At 68.9% G+C, this 17,921-nt stretch carries 17 protein-coding genes; 12 read left to right on the top strand and 5 right to left on the bottom strand.

Features of this window, described 5'->3' with window-relative positions; genetic code table 11:
• Positions 1-2 precede the first annotated feature (2 nt).
• Complete coding sequence (locus tag AB0K08_RS15450) at positions 3-824, bottom strand: aldolase/citrate lyase family protein (protein WP_363355963.1); 822 nt, start codon at positions 822-824, stop codon at positions 3-5.
• 177 nt (positions 825-1,001) lie between these two features.
• Here AB0K08_RS15450 and AB0K08_RS15445 point away from each other — a divergent pair, with 177 nt between their 5' ends.
• The 5 genes from AB0K08_RS15445 (at position 1,002) to mscL (ending at position 4,347) form a co-directional block, all read left to right on the top strand.
• Positions 1,002-1,679, top strand: a complete 678-nt coding sequence (locus AB0K08_RS15445; RefSeq protein ID WP_363355961.1) for a GntR family transcriptional regulator — start codon at positions 1,002-1,004, stop codon at positions 1,677-1,679.
• A 241-nt stretch (positions 1,680-1,920) separates the two neighbouring features.
• Entirely contained in the window at positions 1,921-2,244 is a 324-nt protein-coding gene (locus AB0K08_RS15440) for a hypothetical protein (protein ID WP_363355959.1), read from the top strand.
• Between the two features lie 237 nt (positions 2,245-2,481).
• A complete protein-coding gene (locus tag AB0K08_RS15435; protein WP_363355957.1) occupies positions 2,482-3,036 on the top strand; it encodes a hypothetical protein in 555 nt (184 codons plus the stop codon).
• 216 nt (positions 3,037-3,252) lie between these two features.
• Complete coding sequence (locus AB0K08_RS15430; RefSeq protein WP_363355955.1) at positions 3,253-3,810, top strand: hypothetical protein; 558 nt, start codon at positions 3,253-3,255, stop codon at positions 3,808-3,810.
• Between the two features lie 111 nt (positions 3,811-3,921).
• A complete protein-coding gene (gene mscL / locus AB0K08_RS15425) occupies positions 3,922-4,347 on the top strand; it encodes a large conductance mechanosensitive channel protein MscL (RefSeq protein WP_363355953.1) in 426 nt (141 codons plus the stop codon).
• Between the two features lie 175 nt (positions 4,348-4,522).
• Here mscL and AB0K08_RS15420 read toward each other — a convergent pair whose 3' ends face one another.
• Positions 4,523-5,461 carry a transporter substrate-binding domain-containing protein gene (locus AB0K08_RS15420; RefSeq protein WP_363355951.1) on the bottom strand — a complete coding sequence of 313 codons (939 nt, stop codon included), beginning with the start codon at positions 5,459-5,461 and terminating at the stop codon, positions 4,523-4,525.
• A gap of 241 nt (positions 5,462-5,702) precedes the next feature.
• Between AB0K08_RS15420 and AB0K08_RS15415 the strand changes: the two genes are divergently transcribed.
• Together AB0K08_RS15415 and mdlC are read left to right on the top strand one after the other, a co-directional pair.
• Positions 5,703-7,157, top strand: coding sequence for a benzaldehyde dehydrogenase (locus tag AB0K08_RS15415; RefSeq protein WP_363355949.1), 1,455 nt, complete (start codon positions 5,703-5,705; stop codon positions 7,155-7,157).
• A 99-nt stretch (positions 7,158-7,256) separates the two neighbouring features.
• Positions 7,257-8,858 (top strand): benzoylformate decarboxylase, encoded by a 1,602-nt coding sequence (mdlC, locus tag AB0K08_RS15410; RefSeq protein ID WP_363355947.1) that lies wholly within the window; start codon positions 7,257-7,259, stop codon positions 8,856-8,858.
• An 87-nt stretch (positions 8,859-8,945) separates the two neighbouring features.
• Here mdlC and AB0K08_RS15405 read toward each other — a convergent pair whose 3' ends face one another.
• The 3 genes from AB0K08_RS15405 to AB0K08_RS15395 form a co-directional block, all read right to left on the bottom strand.
• A complete protein-coding gene (locus AB0K08_RS15405) occupies positions 8,946-9,896 on the bottom strand; it encodes a hypothetical protein (RefSeq protein ID WP_363355944.1) in 951 nt (316 codons plus the stop codon).
• Between the two features lie 140 nt (positions 9,897-10,036).
• Positions 10,037-11,038 carry a formylglycine-generating enzyme family protein gene (locus AB0K08_RS15400; protein WP_363355942.1) on the bottom strand — a complete coding sequence of 334 codons (1,002 nt, stop codon included), beginning with the start codon at positions 11,036-11,038 and terminating at the stop codon, positions 10,037-10,039.
• Positions 11,039-11,046: 8 nt separating this feature from the next.
• Entirely contained in the window at positions 11,047-12,669 is a 1,623-nt protein-coding gene (locus AB0K08_RS15395; protein WP_363355940.1) for an arylsulfatase, read from the bottom strand.
• Positions 12,670-13,016: 347 nt separating this feature from the next.
• On the opposite strand from AB0K08_RS15395, the gene AB0K08_RS15390 reads away from it, so the two are divergent.
• From AB0K08_RS15390 to AB0K08_RS15370, 5 genes are read left to right on the top strand one after another with little or no spacing between them, the layout of a single operon-like run.
• Entirely contained in the window at positions 13,017-13,772 is a 756-nt protein-coding gene (locus tag AB0K08_RS15390; RefSeq protein WP_363355938.1) for an SDR family oxidoreductase, read from the top strand.
• The gene (locus AB0K08_RS15385; RefSeq protein WP_363355937.1) at positions 13,772-15,244 is read left to right on the top strand and encodes an aldehyde dehydrogenase family protein; all 1,473 of its coding nucleotides are present in this window, start codon (positions 13,772-13,774) and stop codon (positions 15,242-15,244) included. The genes AB0K08_RS15390 and AB0K08_RS15385 overlap by 1 nt, the downstream gene beginning before the upstream one ends.
• A gap of 11 nt (positions 15,245-15,255) precedes the next feature.
• Positions 15,256-16,050, top strand: coding sequence for an amino acid ABC transporter ATP-binding protein (locus AB0K08_RS15380; RefSeq protein ID WP_363355935.1), 795 nt, complete (start codon positions 15,256-15,258; stop codon positions 16,048-16,050).
• 10 nt (positions 16,051-16,060) lie between these two features.
• The gene (locus tag AB0K08_RS15375; RefSeq protein ID WP_363355933.1) at positions 16,061-16,939 is read left to right on the top strand and encodes an amino acid ABC transporter permease; all 879 of its coding nucleotides are present in this window, start codon (positions 16,061-16,063) and stop codon (positions 16,937-16,939) included.
• Between the two features lie 54 nt (positions 16,940-16,993).
• Positions 16,994-17,899 carry a transporter substrate-binding domain-containing protein gene (locus AB0K08_RS15370; protein ID WP_363355931.1) on the top strand — a complete coding sequence of 302 codons (906 nt, stop codon included), beginning with the start codon at positions 16,994-16,996 and terminating at the stop codon, positions 17,897-17,899.
• The last annotated feature ends 22 nt before the right edge of the window (positions 17,900-17,921 follow it).

Genomic DNA, 17,921 nt, shown 5'->3' with positions numbered 1-17,921 from the left:
GTTCAGGCCTTTCCGAGAGTGAGGGACGCGGCCTGGTCGAAGACCTGCCGGCTGGAGGCAACGGCCTGCTGGGCCAGTCGGGCGAACATGAGGGCGTCGGCGTCGTAGGTCAGCAGGCGCACCCCGTGGTCGATGTGGTCACGAATCGATTCCTCGGTGCCTTCGCCGATCACGGGCATGGCCTTGAGAGGGACGTTGTTGGCCCGCGCGGCCTCACGCACGATGAACAGTGCTTCCCGGACCCGCTCGTCCGCCAGGCCGTCGGCACCGGCGCCCAGCGCCTGGCCCATGTCCCCGGCGCCAAAGCTCACGGCGTCGATGCCCGGCACGGCCAGGATCTCGTGGACGTTCCGGAGCGCCTCCTCGTTCTCGATGATCGGAATGAACATCAGCTGCTCATCGATCCACCGCAGGTACTCGTCCCAGGTCTGCTCGTTGTACCGGGCGGCCCGGGTGATGGTGCACATGCCCCGGGTCCCCCCCGGCGCGTAGCGCATGGCCTGCAATGCCTCTTCCACGTCCTGGGCGGTCCGGACCTGGGGCACGATGAGACCCTGCGCTCCGGTCTCCAAGACACGGCGGATGTTGCTGCTCCCGAGTTCGGCGACTCGGACGATCGGGGTCAGCCCCACCCCCTCTGCGGTCCGGACGAAGCCCTCGATCTCGGAGAAGGAGTACGCGGTGTGCTCCATGTCGAACTGGATGAAGTCGAAACCCGCCCATCCGGAGATCTCGATGAGCTTGTGGCTCTCGGTCATGAATTCAATGCCCAGGGCGGGCTTGTCCTCGTGGAGGAGTTGCTTGGTCCGGTTGTGGGGAAACATCGGGTTCCTCTTTCAGGGGTGAACAGGGGCGCACCGGGGAACAGGTGCGAACGGCTACCGTCACTGGCGTATACGTATATACGTGTATACGTGCAGTACCCGTATACTTACACCGAGTGGCGTGGATCACAAGGGTTGCGGCCGAGAAACTTTCCGGCGCCCGCACGAAAGGACCCCATGAACGTTTCCGAACCCCTCCTGAGCGATCTGGACGCCCAGACCGGCGGCCAGTCACTGCGCAACCAGGTCCGGTCCCTCTTGCGCTCCTGGATCATCACCGGTCGACTCGAGGCCGGGTCCCGGGTGCGTGAGTCAGATGTCGCCGAGGAGCTGGGGATCTCCCGCGTGCCGGTCCGGGAGGCGATCGCCATGCTGGAGGGCGAGGGGCTGCTGACCTCGATGTCCCGCAGGGGCGGGGTGGTGGTCACGGAGCTGAAGACCAAGGACATCGAGGACTTCTTCGACATCCGCGAGCGCCTGGAGGGACTGGCCGCCCGATTGGCCGCCCGACGCGCCCAACCCGGTGACATCCGGAGGCTCCGGTGGTACATCGCCGAGGCCCGCGCGGCTTCGGAGGAGGGCCGTGAGGAGGACTTCAGCGCGGCGAACCTGGACTTCCACACCTCCATCACCAGGATGGCCGACAACTCCACCCTCGCCTCCATGCTGGAGGTGGTGGGTGTCCACCTCCGCTGGAACACGGTGCCCAACCGCGACCATGAGCAGATCCTGGGCGACCATGAGCAGATCGCCGAGGCGATCGCGGCGGGCGACGAGGACGCCGCGGAACGGCTGACCCTGAAGGACATCCACGGAATCCGCGGAAAGGTCGTCCCCGGCCTCGAAGAGCTCTAGCCCCGCCGCGCCGTCACCGGACCGTGGCCCGAGGCGGAACCGCCCGGCCGAACAGCGGCCGATTCGCAATCGCGTCGGCGAGCCCCCGCGCTGTCCGTCGGCGATCGGCGGGCGGACAAATCTCCCAGTCGGTGCCGCTCCTGCGGTGCCCCCGGTAGAGAGTACGGCCATGAAGTAACCACTTGCCGCCCCGGCCTCGGCCTCGGCCGCCATCGCGCTCGGCGCCCTGATCGGGACCGGCGTGGCGGCGCCGCCACCCACCCAGGCGGCCCCCTACTGCGGGATCTACTGGGGATCGCTGGACAAGGACATGTGGAAGGGCGAGGCCTTCTCTCCCGACGCCGTCAAGGCCGTACGCAGCGGCCGGCACGCCTGCTTCGACCGGCTGGTGATCGACCTCCGCGGTGAGGTCTGCGGGTACCACGTCGGCTATCAGCCCGTGGCCGGGAACAACGGGAGGAACGTGCCGTTGCGCGGGACCGCCGACCTGCTGATCTACGTCACCAGCCCCTCCCTCGCCGCCAACGGCCAGCGCACCTGGACCCCGCCCAACAAGGCTCCGTAGAGACCACCACCCATTGCGCCGGCCCCCGGGCACCCAGCCCGAGGGCCGGCGTCGTGCCTGACTGGGGTGAGGCCCGCCGCCGTCACCGAACCGTGCCCGGCGCACCCGAGTGAGGGCCGGTTGGGGGCCGAAACGCAACCCTTCCGCCGCCGCTGATGCCTCCCCGTCCGCGAGGGGCGGGCGCACACTGCTGGCATGTCCCGGCAGGGTGCCGGGCCAGTACTGGAAGGCATCGCCATGAGAAAGCCACTCGCCGCCGCAGCCACCTTCGCCGTGGCCGTCGGGCTCGCCACCGGGCTGAGCGCCGCCGCCCCACCACCGGCCGCCGCGGCCCCCTACTGCGGCATCTACTGGGGCTCCCTGGCCAAGTCCAACGCCACCATGACCAGCGCGCAGGTGACCGGGGTCCGCACCGGACGCCACACCTGCTACGACCGGATGGTGGTGGACCTGCGCGGAGACGTGAAGGGCTACGACGTCCGCTACACCTCCGTGCACCGGGAGGGATCGGGCCAGTACGTGCCACTCTGGGGCGCCGGGGACATCCGGATCACCGTGAAGTCCCCCGCGTACAACTCCTCCGGACAGGCCACCTACGCGCCCGCCAGCTGGAAGAACGCCAAGAACGTGACCGGCTACCGCACCTTCCGGCAGGTCGCCTACGCCGGCAGCTTCGAAGGGCAGACCACCTTCGGGCTCGGGGTGCGGGCACGGCTGCCGTTCCGGGTGTTCGTGCTCGACGGGCCCGGGAACGGGTCACGACTGGTGGTGGACGTGGCGCACGCCTGGTAACGGCCGGTGCTCTCGAGGGCATGGCGGCATCTGCGCAGTGACCTCACCGTGGCCGGATGCCGCCCGGCTGCCCGAAATGACTGCCAACCGTGACCGGAAGGCGACCGGTTCGTTCTGTACTTCGCTGTGGCGCCCTCCGCAGACTGCCACTACGAGGATTCCCGATTTCCCCGCGGGACTCCTCGTGACCGGCACCGTCTCCTGGAAGGCACCCACATGCACAAGCCGTACGCCGCGCTCGCCACCCTCACCCTGGCGCTGGGTCTGACCGCCGGGCTGGGCGTGGTGGCCCCGCCACCGGCCGCCGCGGCCCCCTACTGCGGGAACGTGTGGGGCTCCGTGGCCGAATCGAGCTCCACCTACAGCAGCGGGCGGATCACCGACGTGCGGGCCGGTCGTCACGCCTGTTTCGACCGAATGGTGGTGGACCTGGAGGGCGACGTGGCGGGGTATGACGTCCGCTACGTCCCCCGGGTCCACCAGCAGGGGTCCGGGCGGGCTGTGCCGCTGGCCGGCGGGGCGGACCTGCAGGTGATCATCCGGGCGCCGGCCCACACAGACACCTATCAACCCAGCTATGACCCGCCGAACTGGAACCGGGCAGTGGCGGTGGATGGCTTCCGCACCTTCGAGCAGGTGGCGTTCACGGGCAGCTTCGAGGGCCAGACGATGATCGGCCTGGGGGTGCGGGCGCGGCTGCCGTTCCGGGTGTTCGTGCTCGATGGGCCCGGGAACGGGTCCCGGCTGGTGGTGGACGTGGCGCACCGGTGGTGAGGGCCGGGTGGGTGCTGGGGCCGGGGTGGGTTTCGGAGTATTTCATCGGCCATGCGGCGTGTCGTGGCGGCTGATGAATCCTGAACGACTGGCCCGGCCTAGTCTCTAGCCATGCTCCAGGGATTCAAAGACTTCATCATGAAGGGCAACGTCGTCGACCTCGCCGTTGCCGTCGTCATCGGCGGTGCCTTCGGGGCCGTCGTCACAGCACTCGTTGACGCGGTGCTGATGCCGCTGATATCGGCCTTGGTCGGGGCCCCCAGTTTCGATGACTTCGCCGTCATCGACATCAATGGCAACCTCATCCAGTTCGGCGTCCTGCTGACCGCAGTCGTCAACTTCCTGCTGATCGCCGCCGCCATCTACTTCGTCATCGTCATGCCCATGAACAAGATGATCGAACGCCGCAACCGCAAGCTCGGGATCATCGAGGAGGAGCCCGCCGTCGCCGACGATGTCGCCCTGCTCACCGAGATCCGCGATCTGCTGTCCGCCCAGCGTGGCGGTGGCACCGTGCCCCCGCGCACGGAGGTCTGACCCTCACTTCTCCGACTTCCACCCTTCACTCGCAACCGACCGACGGTGCGGCTCCCCACCCGGGGAGCCGCACCGTTCTGTTTCTGCTGACACCAGTTACATCACGGCCTCAGGTGATGACTAGACACGCCGGTCGGATGGACAGTTGGCGAGGCCGTGATGGGGCGGGCCAGGATCACTGGGGGATGTGCACCAGCTCCTGGACCTCCGGTGAGAAGTCCTGCCCGTTGACGTAGGCCCGGTCCAGCATGAGGTCGCTCAGCCCCCACTCGGCGAAGATGGCCTCATAGGCCCCGCTGTCCATGAGCTCCTGCAGGGAGTCCTGGAGCAGGTCCACCTTCTCCTGCTCCCCCGCCTTGACACCGAGGGCCAGGGTCACCCCGGGCTCCGGGTCCCCCACCAGGCGGAACTCGTCCGACTGGTTCTCGGCGAAGTAGACCATCTGGGCCAGGCTGTCATAGGCCACGTCGATGCGCTCGGCCTGGAGCGGGACCGAGATCAGGGTGTTCGAGAACCCGATGGCCTCAGTGCCCTCGATCCCCTGCGCCGCGCACGCCTCCGCCTTCTCATGGGCCCGCTCCTCCTGGTCGGTTCCCTTGATCACCCCGATGACATGGCCGCAGATGTCATCCTTGGACGTCAGGTCCGAGTCCGCCTGCGTCAGCCAGGCCACGCCGGCCGCCGAGTAGTCCACCATGTCCATGACCTCGCGGCGCTTCTCGTGATCGCCCGTGGAGACGGTGAAGGCGTACTTCTCCGCCATCACCCCGGGAACGTGCCCGTCGAAGGCCACGGACTCCACCGTGATCGGGATGCCCCACAGCGCGGAGAAGGCCTCCACCAGATCGGGCTGCATGCCCACCACCGCGCCGTCCTCATCCACGAAGGCGTTCGGCTGCAGGACCTTCGCCGGGACGGTGATCCCGGACTTCCATTCCTCGGGGACCCGGTCCGCCAGGTCCTGGTGGAAACTCACGGTGGTGCCGTAGAAGTCCTGCTCTGCGGCGGTGTCCACGGACGCGGCCCCGCCACATCCGGTGAGGAACAGCAGTGCGGCCGCCGCGATCGGCGCCGTGAGGAGGGCAGAGGTACGCTTGAGGGTTTTCCGTTGCATGGATGAACCATTCTGTGGGGTGACGGATGAATCCCTCCACCACAGCCCACTGTGAGCCATGCCACACGTCATCCTCTCAACTACTGGAAAGTCACCACAGGACTCCGGGCTGCGGACCGCGACCCCGCATTTTTCGCCCAGTGAGAGTTTGGTGCATTGTGGTGCTGAGCACATGTGATGCTGGAGCAAGCAGTTCTCAACCGGCCGGCGCCCCCGCACGGCCACCTCACGAAGGAGTGTCATGAGCGTTTTGGAATCGTCTGTCTGGGGCGGCAAGATCTACACCGACGGGTGGACCCAGGGTTCCGCGGAGTCGATCGACATCGTGGAGCCGGCCACCGGCGAGGTGCTGGGCACTGCGGGCATGGCCTCCGCGGAGGACGTGTTCGCCGCGGCCAAGCGCGCCGCCGTGGCCCAGCGGGAATGGGCGGCGAAGAAGCCCGAGGAGCGGGCGGCGGTGATGCGCCGTGCCGGCCAGTTCTTCGAGGACAACGTCGAGGAGCTGAACCTGTGGGTGCAGCGTGAGACCGGTGCGATCGCCCCGAAGGCCGGGCTGGAGACCCACGTGGCCGCCAACGAGTGCTTCGATGCCTCCGCCCTGCCGCACCACTCCGCCGGGGATGTGCTGACCTCGGATGAGGAGCACTGGTCCTTCGCCCGCCGCCAGCCCGCCGGGGTGGTCGCGGTGATCTCCCCCTTCAACTTCCCGCTGATCCTCTCGATCCGCTCCGTGGCCCCGGCCCTGGCACTGGGCAACGCCGTGCTGCTCAAGCCGGATCCGCGCACCCCCGTCAGCGGCGGCGTGATGATCATGCGCGCCTTCGAACAGGCCGGCCTGCCCGCGGGCGTGCTGCAGCTGCTCACCGGCGGCGCTCAGACCGGGGCCGCCCTGACCGAGGCCCCCGAGGTGCGTGTGGTGTCCTTCACCGGCTCCACCGCCGCCGGCCGCAAGGTGGGCGAGGCCTGCGGGCGTAACCTCAAGCGCTCCCACCTGGAGTTGGGCGGCAACAACGCCATGGTCGTACTGCCCGGTGCCGATGTCGCCGCCGCTGCCAGTGCGGGGGCGTTCGGGTCCTTCCTGCACCAGGGCCAGGTCTGCATGACCACCGGCCGGCACCTGGTCCACGAGTCCCTCAAGGACGAGTACGTGGCCGCCCTGAAGGCCAAGGCCGAGAACCTGCCGGTGGGCGATCCGACCGGGCAGGTCGCCATCGGCCCGATCATCGACGCCGGCCAGCGGGACAACATCGACCGCATCGTGCGTGGTGCCAAGGACGCCGGGGCCACCATCGAGGCCGGCGGCACCTACGAGAACCTGTTCTACTCCCCCACCGTCATCTCGGACCTGGACCGGGACAACCCGGCCTGGGCCGACGAGATCTTCGGACCCGTCGCCCCCGTCATGTCCTTCTCCACCATCGAGGAGGCCGCCGAGATCATCAACGCCAACGAGTACGGGCTCTCCGTGGGCATCCTCGGGGACGTAGGCCAGGCCATGAAGCTGGCTGACAAGGTCCACTCCGGCAAGGTCCACATCAACGAACAGACCGTCTCGGATGAGTCCAACGCCCCCTTCGGCGGCGTCGGGGCCTCCGGCACCGGCTCCCGGTTCGGCGGCTACACCGCGAACATCGAGGCCTTCACCGAGATCCAGTGGCTCACCATGCGCCCCGAGATCGCCCCCTACCCCTTCTAAACCCCACCCCCGCGTTTTGAGGGCAATCCCACCCGTGGGATTGCCCTCAAAACGCAACCACCCCTTCTCGCGGCAGTGAATCGAAACGGATTGATCATCTTGGCCAACACAGCAGAGAATCGGACGGTCCTTCAGGCCTCCATGGACGTGTTCCGCACCCACGGCATGACGCGGATCTTCGGCAACCCCGGATCCAACGAGCTGCCCTTCCTGGTCGGGCTCGGCGAGGACTTCGACTTCGTGCTGGGCCTGCACGAGCAGGTGGTGATGGGCATGGCCGAGGGCTACTCCCGCGCCACCGGCCAGCCCGTCCTGGTGAACCTGCACGCCGCCTCCGGCACGGGCAACGCCATGGGCGCCCTGACCAACGCCCGCTACGCGCACGTGCCGCTGGTGCTGCTCGCCGGCCAGCAGATCCGCCGCACCGTGGGCCAGCAGGCCATGCTCGCCAACGTGGACGCCGCCACCCTGACCCGGCCGCTCACCAAGTACTCCCACGAGCCGCTGGCCGCCGCGGACGTGCCCCGCACCCTCTCCGAGGCCATCCTCGAGGCCACCACCCACCCCCAGGGTCCGGTCTACGTCTCCGTCCCCATGGATGACTGGGAGGAAGAGGCCCTGCCCGACGACGGCCTGCTCACCTCCCGCTCCGTGACCACCTCGGGTGCCCTCACCCCCGCGCTGCGGGACGAGCTCGTGGCCGCCCTGGACGGCGCCGCGCACCCCGCACTCGTGGTGGGCCCCCAGGTCGACGTGGCCTCCGTGGGCGACCGCGCCGTCTACGAGGCGGTCATCGCCCTCGCCGAGCGGACCGACGCCACCGTCTACGTGGCGCCGTCCCCGCCCCGGGGCCCCTTCCCCACCACCCACCCGAACTTCGGCGGCGTGATGGTCCCGGGCATCGACTCCGTGCGCCGCCAGCTCTCCGGCCATGACACCGTGTTCGTGCTCGGCGCCCCGGTGTTCCGCTACCACCGCTGGGAGCCGGGCGACTACCTGGACGCAGGCACCCAGGTGTGGCACCTGACCCAGGACCCCTCCGAGGCGACCCGCGCGCCCTTCGGCCGGGCCGTCGTCGCCGAGGTGGGGGCCGCCGTCACGGACCTCGCCGCGGGCGTGAAGGACCGTGGCACCCGCCGTCCCGCGCGGGAGTTGCCCGCCGCGCGCACCTCCGAGGAGGGGATGACGGGCACCGAGATCCTCGAGGTGCTCAACCAGCACGTGACGCCGGACGTGGTCTACGTCAACGAGACCACCACCCTGGATTTGGACTACCTCGAGCGGATCGCGATCGACCAGCCGGGCAAGTACCACTTCCCCGCCTCCGGTGGGCTGGGATTCGGGCTGCCGGCCGCCGTCGGGATGTCCCTGGGGCTGCCGGAGGCCACCGTGGTGGCCACCGTGGGGGACGGCTCCGCGAACTACGGGCTCAGCGCCCTGTACACGGCGGCGCAGCGGGGCACCCGCACGGTCTTCGTGATCGTCAACAACTCCGGCTACGGCGCCCTGGCCGGCTTCGCCGAGCGCATGGGCGTGCCCGACGTCCCCGGCATCACCCTGGGTGAGATCGACTTCGTGTCCTTGGCCGCCGGCTACGGGGTGCCGGCCTCCCGCACGGACACCCGCGAGGAGTTCGAGGCGGCCTACCAGCGCGCTCTGGCCGCCGAGGGCCCGGTCCTGATCGACGCCCGCATCGTCTGACGTCCTGTTCGGACCACGGCCGCGCTAATTGTCTAGAATCGCCGATCGGATAGACAGTTGGCGCGGCCGTGATCTGGGGGCGGTGGCTCAGCCGAAGCGGCGGGACTGCTGGGCGATGGCCCGGCGCAGCCTCCCCAGGAAATCCCGCTCGCCGGCGGCTGTGTAGAGGTAGTGCCCGGCCCGGACGGTGATCCAGTCGTTGGCGGCGAAGGCATCGTCTCGGTGGATGTCCTTATTGAGCTGCACCCGGTCGGCATGCCCCTCGCCCTCGTACTGCAGCGCGATCCGCCACTGCAGATAGTGCAGGTCCGGCCGCTTGACCCGACCGTCCGGCAGTTGCACCTCCTGGTTGACCACGGGATCCGGCAGGCCTGCGGCCAGGATCACCGAACGCATGCGAGATTCCGGCGCGGAGTCGACGCCGGCCCGCAGCATTCCGCGTGCCTCACGCGCCGTGCGGATCCCCTTCACGGCGGGGCGGCGACCCAGCACCGCGTCGATCTCCCGCAGGGTGGACAGCGGATTGGTCCCGAGCACGCCCTCGGGCCGTGGTGGCCCGTCAGCCCGCTGCAGTAGGGCGTCACCGGCGGCCACCAGATCGAAGGGATCACGCAGCAGTGGGGCCAGGTCCAGCCAGGTCCGGGCCGGGGTGGTGAGCCGCATCCCGTCCACCTCCACCACGTCCCGGGGATCCAGTGCCGCCCGGTGCCCGACGACGTCCGGCCGGCGGCGTGCCGCGGTGGCGCCCTTGCGACCAGTGATGTGGATCGGGGACTCGCTCGTCAGCCAGATCGGCAGCCAGATGCCCCAGACCTGGGCGGCCGTGGTGTGACTCAGATAGTGCTCGCCGTCCAGTCCCGAGTAGGCCCGCAGGGTCTCGAACCACGGCGGGGTGACGCCGTCCCAGATCCGGATGCCACGGGTGGGCGTGGTCAGCCGGCCGTGCCTCAACCGGTACCCCGTGAGCCCGGCGGCCCGGGCTTCCGCCACGGTGAAGATGGAGGCCTGGAAGATCTCCTGATGCTGTTCGTGCTCCATGCAGACCAGCGTCGACGACCCCGGCGCATCCTGCAGAAGTTATCCACAGCCCTTCTGAACACGGCCTCAGCAACTGTCTGAACACGCCGCACAGATCGACAGTTACTGAGGCCATGGTTCTGATGGCTGAGGCCGTGGTTCTATTGGGCGCAGCGGAAGCCCACGTGGACGGAGGCTGTGTCCGCGGCCTGCGCCTGACGGGCGGACGGCCGGTAGCGGTGGCAGTACTCCGGGGCGCAGAGGTGGGAGCCGCCCTTGACCACGTACTGCGGCGGCGCTCCCGGCGCGCTTACGGCCGGGGCATCCTCCGGGACCGTACGGGCATCGCCGCCGCAGCAGCTGACCGACGCTTCCGCAGCCTCGCGCTGACCGCCGGGACCCGCTGCGTCCGGCCGCCCGTGCGGCGCGAACGGCGTGGAGGTCCACTCCCACACGTTGCCGGTCAGGTCCACCAGCCCCAGGGAGTCGGCGGGGAAGGTCCCCACGGGCGAGGTACCCGTCCAGCCGGCCGCGCCGTCGTTGCGATAGGGGAAGGCGCCCTGCCAGGTGTTGGCCATCAACCGGCCCCCCGGGCGTTCCTGATCCCCCCAGGCGTACTGAGCGCCCGGGTGGTCCCGGCCCATGGCGTACTCCAGCTCTGCCTCCGTGGGCAGGCGCCGCCCGGCCCAGCGGGCGTAGGCGTTCGCGTCCCGTGAGGACACGTGCACCACGGGGTGCTCGTCGAGCCCCTCCACCGTGCTGCCGGGCCCGGTGGGACGACGCCAGCAGGCGCTGGGGATGAAGCTCCACCACTGCCGCCAGTCATCCAACGGCACCGGCCCCGTGGTCGGGGTGAAGACCAGCCCACCCGGCACCAGCAGGTCCGGGTCCACGCCGGGGAACCCGGCCGGGTCGGGGGCCTCCTCCGCCTCTGTGACGTAGCCCGTGGCCTGCACGAAGCGGGCGAACTGCGCGGTCGTCACGGGATGCCGCTCCAGCCGGAAGGCGGGCACGGGCCGCAGGTGCGCCGGGGCTTCCTCCGGATAGTCGTGGTCCGAGCCCATCCGGAACGAGCCCCCCGGCACGGTCACCAGCTCGGTGAGCCCGTCCGATGCGCCCGAGGTGACGGGGCCTCTGGAGGTGCCGGGGCCGCCGTCGGGCACTGGTGCCTTTAGAGGCACCGCTCCACCACCGTCTCGGCGTCCGCCATCCATCCGATCTGCCGCCACTGGCGCGAGGGCGCGTTGGAGTGGTTCGGCTGGTCCGGCCCGGGCGTGGACCGGCCGCGGCGGATGTGGCTGGAGAGCAGCTCAGTCAGCTCGCGCACCACCTCGGGCTCGTCCTCGAAGCGGTTGTGCTGCTCCGCGGGGTCCTGGCCCAGGTGGTAGAGCTGGGCGGCGCGGTACTCGGTGGGCGTCTCGCCCTGGGTCTCGGCAAAGCGCTGGTCCATGCCGTCACCGGTGGTCACGAACTCCAGCTTCCAGTCGCCGCGGCGGATCGCGAAGCCGCCGCCGCCGGAGCTGGACACCAGGTCCGTGCGCACCGGCTCCTGGGAGCCCGTCCACAGGGGCAGGTTGCTGATCGAGTCCTCGGCGGCGGTGTCCGGGACCGGGGCGCCGAGCACCTCGGCCACCGTGGCGAACAGGTCCGAGTGCGAGACCGTCTCGGCGCTGACGACGCCAGCGTCGATGGTGCCGGGCCAGCGCACGATGGTCGGCTCCCGGTGGCCGCCCTCCCAGATGTCCGACTTCTTGCCGCGCCAGCCGTTGGAGGAGTCGTGGCCCACTCCGGAGAGCCGGGGCAGGTCCGCCACCCCGGAGGCGCCGTTGTCCGAGGTGAGGATGATGATGGTGTCCTCCCCGGCGCCGGCCGCGTCGATGCGCTCGACCAGCTGGCCCACGTACTCGTCGAACTGCAGCACGAAGTCGCCGTAGGGGCCCTGGCCGCTGCGGCCCTGCCAGGGCTCGTTGGGGATGATCGGGCCGTGCACCAGGTGGCTGGGCACGTACAGGAACCAGGGGTCCTCCCCGGCCAGGAAGCCGTCCAGCACGTCGACGGCCTTGGCCTGGAAGTCCGGGGCCACGCGGTGGACGTCGTAGCCCTCCGCCATCGGCCCCCGCTGGATGGACTGCTGGTGCTCGGCGGTGCGCCGGTTCAGCGGGGAGTAGTCTCCCCCGATCTTCGAGGGGACCTGCTGCGCCTGGCCGTTCTCGAGGTAGACGTAGGGCGGCTGGTCCAGGCTGGCGGCGGTGATGAAGGAGTAGTCGAAGCCGACCTCCCGCGGGCCGAAGGTCACCGGCTTCGCGTAGTCGATGTCCAGTCCCTCCGCGCGGTACAGGTACTCGGCGTCGAAGTTCCCGCCCCGCCCCATGCGCTGCTGCGGCAACGGGGGCTCCCCGAGGTCCGTGGCGGCCTGGCGCAGGGCGTTGTCCCCGGGGGTCAGCTGCCAGTCCAGGCCCAGGTGCCACTTGCCCACCACGGCGGTCCGGTAGCCGTGCTCGCCGAGGAAGCCGGGCAGCGTCAGCCGCCCCTTCTCGATGAGTGCCTCGGAGTCCCCCGGCAGCACCGAGCGCTTGAGGCGGGAGCGCCAGTTGTAGCGGCCGGTCAGGGCCGCATAGCGGGACGGCGTGCACAGGGAGCTGGTGGCGTGGGAGTCGGTGAACCGCATCCCCTCGGCCGCCAGCCGGTCCAGGTGCGGGGTGGTCCAGGCGGCGCCGGGGTTGAAGCAGGAGACGTCTCCCTGCCCCAGGTCGTCCGCCAGGATGAACAGGATGTTGGGTCGGCGTGGCTGCACGCGGCCTCCTCGGTCTGGTGCGTTACTAGGGTGAAAACCCTTGAACTTCAAAACCATTGTCACCCACTCCAGATCACGGCCGCACTAGACGTCGAGAATCGCCGAGTACATCGACAGTTGGCGCGGCCGTGATCTGTCTGCCGTGGTCCGCCTAGGGGGGCGGCTCAGGTCAGGTACGCCGTTCTGCGACTGTATTCCGGTGGGTGAGAGATCCGGACGTGAGACACGTCCGGTACGCGTGATGCTGGTCACGGACATCGGGACGCAGGACACCGCCACTCCTTCACCAAAGAGGAACGGGCGACGAACCTCCGTACCCTTCAGACGTACGACGCAAGGAGACTTCCATGACCGATCTCAGATTCGATGGCAGGACCGTCCTGGTGACGGGCGGGGCCGGCGGCTTCGGTTCCGCCACCTGCCGCAGCTTCGGCGATCGTGGTGCAAACGTGGTGGTCGCCGACCTGAACCTGGAGAAGGCCCAGGAGGTCGCCGCAGACATCCCGTCCGCGCTGGCCATCAGGATGGACGTCACCGATCCCGAGTCCATCCAGGCCGGGATCCAGTCTGCCGTGGACTCCTTCGGTGGCCTGGACGTGCTGGTGAACAACGCCGGCGCCCCGAACCGCAGCGGCCCGCTCGAGGAGACCTCCGTGAAGGACATGGACTGGCTCTACCAGATCAACTACCGCTCCACCGTCATCGCCACCCAGGCCGCACTGCCGCACCTGCGGGCCTCGGAGATCGGCAACGTGGTCAACGTGGCCTCCATCTCGGCCAAGCGCCCCCGCCCGGGCCACGCCGTGTACTGCTCGCTCAAGGCGGGCGTGGAGGCCCTCACCCGAGCCACCGCCGTGGAGCTGGCCCCGGAGATCCGCGTGAACTCCGTGAGCCCCGTGATCGCTGAGACCGGCTTCGTCAAGAACGCCATGGGCTCTGACAAGATCCCGGACGACGTGCGCGCCTCGATGGTCGCCGGCATCCCGATGGGCCGCACCGCGGACACCCAGGACGTCGCCAACGCCATCGTCTACCTCGCCTCGGATCTGGCCTCCTTCCAGACCGGTGTCTGCCTCGACGTCGACGGCGGGCGAAGCATCTGATGGCCCTCCACCCCTTCCCCTCCGGCCAGCTGCGGACGGTGCCGCACTGGATCGACGGTGCGGTGGTGGCCCCCGGTGAATCGGCCGGCGCCGATGCACTGGAGATCATCAACCCGCGCACCGACGTGGTCGTCGGACACTCGGTGTCCGGCACCGCCGAGCAGGTCGACGCCGCGGTGGCCGCAGCGACAGCCGCCCAGAAGTCCTGGTCCCGGCAATCCGCGCTGACTCGCTCAGAGGCCTTGACGCGGCTGGCACGGCTCATCCTGGACAACGCCGAGGAGCTTGCGGCCGCCGAGGCCGAGGAAACCGGCCACCCGGCCGCCGGCGCCCTGGCGGAGGTCGAGGCCGCCGCGCAGTACTTCTCCTACTACGGCGGCATGATCCCGGCCCTGACCGGCGAGACCATCGACATGGGCGGCGGATACCACTCCTACACCCTGCGTGAGGCCTACGGTGTGGTCGGCGTCATCACTCCGTGGAATGCCCCGCTGAACCAGGCCGCCCGCGCGGCCGCACCGGCCCTGGCGGTCGGCAACGCCGTGGTCATCAAGCCCTCGGAGTTCACGCCGACGACGACCTTCCAGTTGGGCGTGCTCGCACAGCAGGCAGGCCTGCCGGACGGGCTCATCAACATCGTCTCCGGCGCCGGCCCCACCGTGGGTGAGGCGATCGTGACGCACCGCAAGGTGTCCAAGGTGGCTTTCACCGGCTCGGTCCGCACGGGCCAGGCCATCGGCGCCCTCGCCGCCCAGCGGGTCCTGCCGCTGAGCCTGGAACTCGGCGGCAAATCGGCCAACATCGTGTTCGCGGACGCCGATCTGCAGAAGGCGGCCACCGTCGCCGCCCGCGGTTTCCTCGGCAACTCCGGCCAGGCGTGCAGCGCGGGCACCCGGATCCTCGTCCAGCGAACGGCACATGACGAATTCGTGGGACTGCTCATGGCCGCCGTCGAGAAGTTCGCGGCCGATCAGGACATGGGCCCGCTGACCACCCGCGCCCAGTACCGTAAGGTCCGGGACATCCTGGCCGAGGCCGGGCAGCAGGGGGCCACGGCCCACGTGGCGCCGCTGGCCGCCGAGGGCACCGGCGGGCTGTTCGTCTCCCCCACCGTGTTCACCGGGGTGGACAACTCGATGCCGATCGCCCGCGACGAGGTCTTCGGGCCGGTCGGCGTGGTCATCCCCTTCGAGGAAGAGTCGGAGGCGATCGAGATCGCCAACGACTCGGACTACGGGCTGGCCGGTGCCGTCTGGACCCGTGATCTGGACCGCGCCCACCGCGTGGCCCGGGAGATCGAGTCCGGTCAGGTGTACATCAACACCTACCTGGGACCCACCATCGAACTGCCCTTCGGGGGGCACAAGATGAGCGGCTACGGCCGTGAGAAGGGCTTCGAGACCCTCATGCATTACACCCACACCAAGGCGATCGCCGTCGAGTTCTCGGCCGGCGCCGTCAGCGGACATTGAAGGACACCCCTATGTCAACCGACACCCAGTTGCTGCCTGACCTGAAGGCCGCCATCTCCATCCGGCACCTAGCCAAATCCTTTGGACCCAAGGAGGTCCTCAAGGACATCAACCTCGAGGTCAAGGAGGGTGAGGTCCTCGCCCTGATCGGTCCTTCGGGCTCCGGCAAGTCCACCCTGCTGCGTTGCATGAACCAGCTCGAGGAGATCAACGGTGGCGCCATCCACCTGTTCGGTTCACGCCTGGGCTACGTGGAGAAGAACGAGAAGCTCTACCAGCTTCGCGAGAATGAGGTTGCCCAACAGCGCCTGCCCACCGGGATGGTCTTCCAGCAGTTCAACCTGTTCCCGCACCTCTCGGTGTTCGAGAACATCACCCTGTCCCCGAAGCTCAACCGGATCCAGTCCAAGGCCGAGATCCGGGACCGCGCCATGTACCTGCTGGAGCGGGTGGGAATGCTTGAGTTCAAGGACGCCTACCCGCAGCGACTCTCCGGCGGTCAGCAGCAGCGCGTGGCGATCGCCCGTGCCCTGGCCATGAACCCCAAGGTGATGCTCTTCGACGAGCCCACCTCCGCCCTGGACCCGGAGCTAGTCGGGGAGGTCCTCAGCGTCATGCAGCATCTGGCCGAGACGGGCATGACCATGGTCGTGGTGACCCACGAGATGGAGTTCGCCCGCAACGTCTGCGACCGGATCGCCTTCATGGAAGGCGGCCACATCGTGGAGATCGGCCACCCCAACGACCTGCTGGACCGCCCCCAGAGCAGCCGGCTTCGCAACTTCCTCGCTCACGTCGAGCACTAGGAGCATCCCCATGAACACCACCACCACCAAGGCCCCGGAGACCGCGGGAGCCGCCAAGCTGCCCAACTATGACGTCGCCGGAGCCGTCAAGCCCACCAACTGGGTCAACATCGTCGCCTGGGTCGTGCTGATCCTGATCGGCATCTCCGCGGTAGCCAACGTCTTCACCAACCCCCGCTGGAACTGGGACGTTGTCTTCACCTACCTCTTCGACGAGCAGATCTTCGGCGGCCTGGGCCGGACCATCCTGCTGACCTTCGCGGCCGGTGCCGCCGGCCTGGTGGCCGGCCTCGTGGTCGGGCTGATGAACATGTCCAAGTCCCCGGCCCTCCGGGTCATCGCACTGGCCTACATCGGATTCATCCGTGCCATCCCGGCCCTCGTGCTGATCCTGGTGCTGTACTTCCTCTCCGCGCTGTTCCCGGTCATCGGGTTCGGGCTACCGCTGATGGACCCGCTGATCTCCGTGCCCACCAACACGATCCTCAGCCAGTTCGGCGCGGCCATGCTCGGCCTGGCCATGATCGTGGCCGGTCACACCGCCGAGATCATCCGTGGCGGCATCATGTCCGTGGCCAAGGGCCAGACGGAGGCCGCCCGGGCCCTGTCTATTCCTCGCGGCCAGGCCTTCGGCCGGATCGTGCTGCCCCAGGCGATCCGCGTGACCATCCCGGCGTTCGCCACCGAGCTCATCACGCTGTTCAAGAACACCTCGCTGGTGTCCGTGATCGGTTATGCCGAGTTGCTGACCGTCGCCCAGAACATCTACGGCCGCACCTACGAGACGCTGCCCCTGCTCACGGTGGCCTGTATCTGGTACCTGCTGCTGACCATCCTGGCCATGATCGGCCAGTCCCGTCTCGAGAAGCGCTTCGGCCGCGGTTACTGAGCCGACCGGCACCCGCGCCACTCCCTTCTCCCCTGAGTTGAAAAGGACCATCCCATGAAGCTGACACCCCTGACCAAGCGCGCCCTCGGTGCCGGCGCCACCCTCGCCGTCCTGGCCGGCGGACTGACCGCCTGCGGCGGCAGCGGCTCGGAGACCGCCGAGTCCATGGAGCTGTACGGCCACACGGTCGAGTTCAACCAGGAGCTCGCGGACCGGGTGCCGGCGGACTGGGAGGGCGGCATCACCGTGCCCCTCCAGGTACTGCGCCCCAACGCCTTCGTGGACGAGGACGGCAACTCCGTGGGCGTCCAGCCGGACCTGCTGGAGGCGATGTCCACCAAGCTTGGCATCGACATCTCCATGGAGGTCGCCCCCTTCGATGCCCAGGTCCCCGGCGTCCAAGCCGGCCAGTACGCCTTCACCACGGCCACCGGTGACTTCCCCGAGCGCCAGGAGGTCCTGACCATGGTGGACTACACCATCGCCGGCCTCGGCTGGCTGACGAAGGCGGATTCGGACATCGAGACCGTGGACGACATCTGCGGCACGACCATCGGCGTGGCCAAGGGCACCAACCAGGAGGTCAAGGTCGAGGAGTTCATCGCCGACTGCGAGGCCAAAGGCGTGGAAGGTACCCAGGCCGTGGGATTCTCCAACACCCTGATGACCGTCCCGCTCGAGGCCGACCGCATCGACGTCACCTACGACTCCATCTCCTCGGTGCTGCACTTCGCCGAGAAGGAGTCGGACCGGTTCAAGATGGTCGGCGACCAGCTCAACGACGCCCCGATCGCCTTCGGCGTGGTGGCCGGCGAGCAGGAGAAGGCCGAGCTGCTGCGGGACACCCTCAAGGAGCTCAAGGAGGAAGGCGTCTACGAGTCCGTCTTCAACGAGTGGGGACTGCCCACCCTGATGCTGGACGACATCTACATCAACTCCGAGGGCCTGACCCTGAACTAGTCCGCCTCCGTGCTGGCCCGAT

Source organism: Citricoccus sp. NPDC055426, assembly GCF_040677445.1.
GTDB lineage: Bacteria > Actinomycetota > Actinomycetes > Actinomycetales > Micrococcaceae > Citricoccus.
The sequence above is the reverse complement of the archived record's forward strand: the minus strand, read 5'-3'. Positions and strand labels throughout refer to the sequence as shown.

Coding starts and splice junctions, on each gene's coding strand:
- AB0K08_RS15450 (WP_363355963.1), bottom strand. CDS start 824: ATGTTTCCCCACAACCGGACCAAGCAACTCCTCCACGAGGACAAGCCC.
- AB0K08_RS15445 (WP_363355961.1), top strand. CDS start 1,002: ATGAACGTTTCCGAACCCCTCCTGAGCGATCTGGACGCCCAGACCGGC.
- AB0K08_RS15435 (WP_363355957.1), top strand. CDS start 2,482: ATGAGAAAGCCACTCGCCGCCGCAGCCACCTTCGCCGTGGCCGTCGGG.
- AB0K08_RS15430 (WP_363355955.1), top strand. CDS start 3,253: ATGCACAAGCCGTACGCCGCGCTCGCCACCCTCACCCTGGCGCTGGGT.
- mscL (WP_363355953.1), top strand. CDS start 3,922: ATGCTCCAGGGATTCAAAGACTTCATCATGAAGGGCAACGTCGTCGAC.
- AB0K08_RS15420 (WP_363355951.1), bottom strand. CDS start 5,461: ATGCAACGGAAAACCCTCAAGCGTACCTCTGCCCTCCTCACGGCGCCG.
- AB0K08_RS15415 (WP_363355949.1), top strand. CDS start 5,703: ATGAGCGTTTTGGAATCGTCTGTCTGGGGCGGCAAGATCTACACCGAC.
- AB0K08_RS15405 (WP_363355944.1), bottom strand. CDS start 9,896: ATGGAGCACGAACAGCATCAGGAGATCTTCCAGGCCTCCATCTTCACC.
- AB0K08_RS15390 (WP_363355938.1), top strand. CDS start 13,017: ATGACCGATCTCAGATTCGATGGCAGGACCGTCCTGGTGACGGGCGGG.
- AB0K08_RS15385 (WP_363355937.1), top strand. CDS start 13,772: ATGGCCCTCCACCCCTTCCCCTCCGGCCAGCTGCGGACGGTGCCGCAC.
- AB0K08_RS15380 (WP_363355935.1), top strand. CDS start 15,256: ATGTCAACCGACACCCAGTTGCTGCCTGACCTGAAGGCCGCCATCTCC.
- AB0K08_RS15375 (WP_363355933.1), top strand. CDS start 16,061: ATGAACACCACCACCACCAAGGCCCCGGAGACCGCGGGAGCCGCCAAG.
- AB0K08_RS15370 (WP_363355931.1), top strand. CDS start 16,994: ATGAAGCTGACACCCCTGACCAAGCGCGCCCTCGGTGCCGGCGCCACC.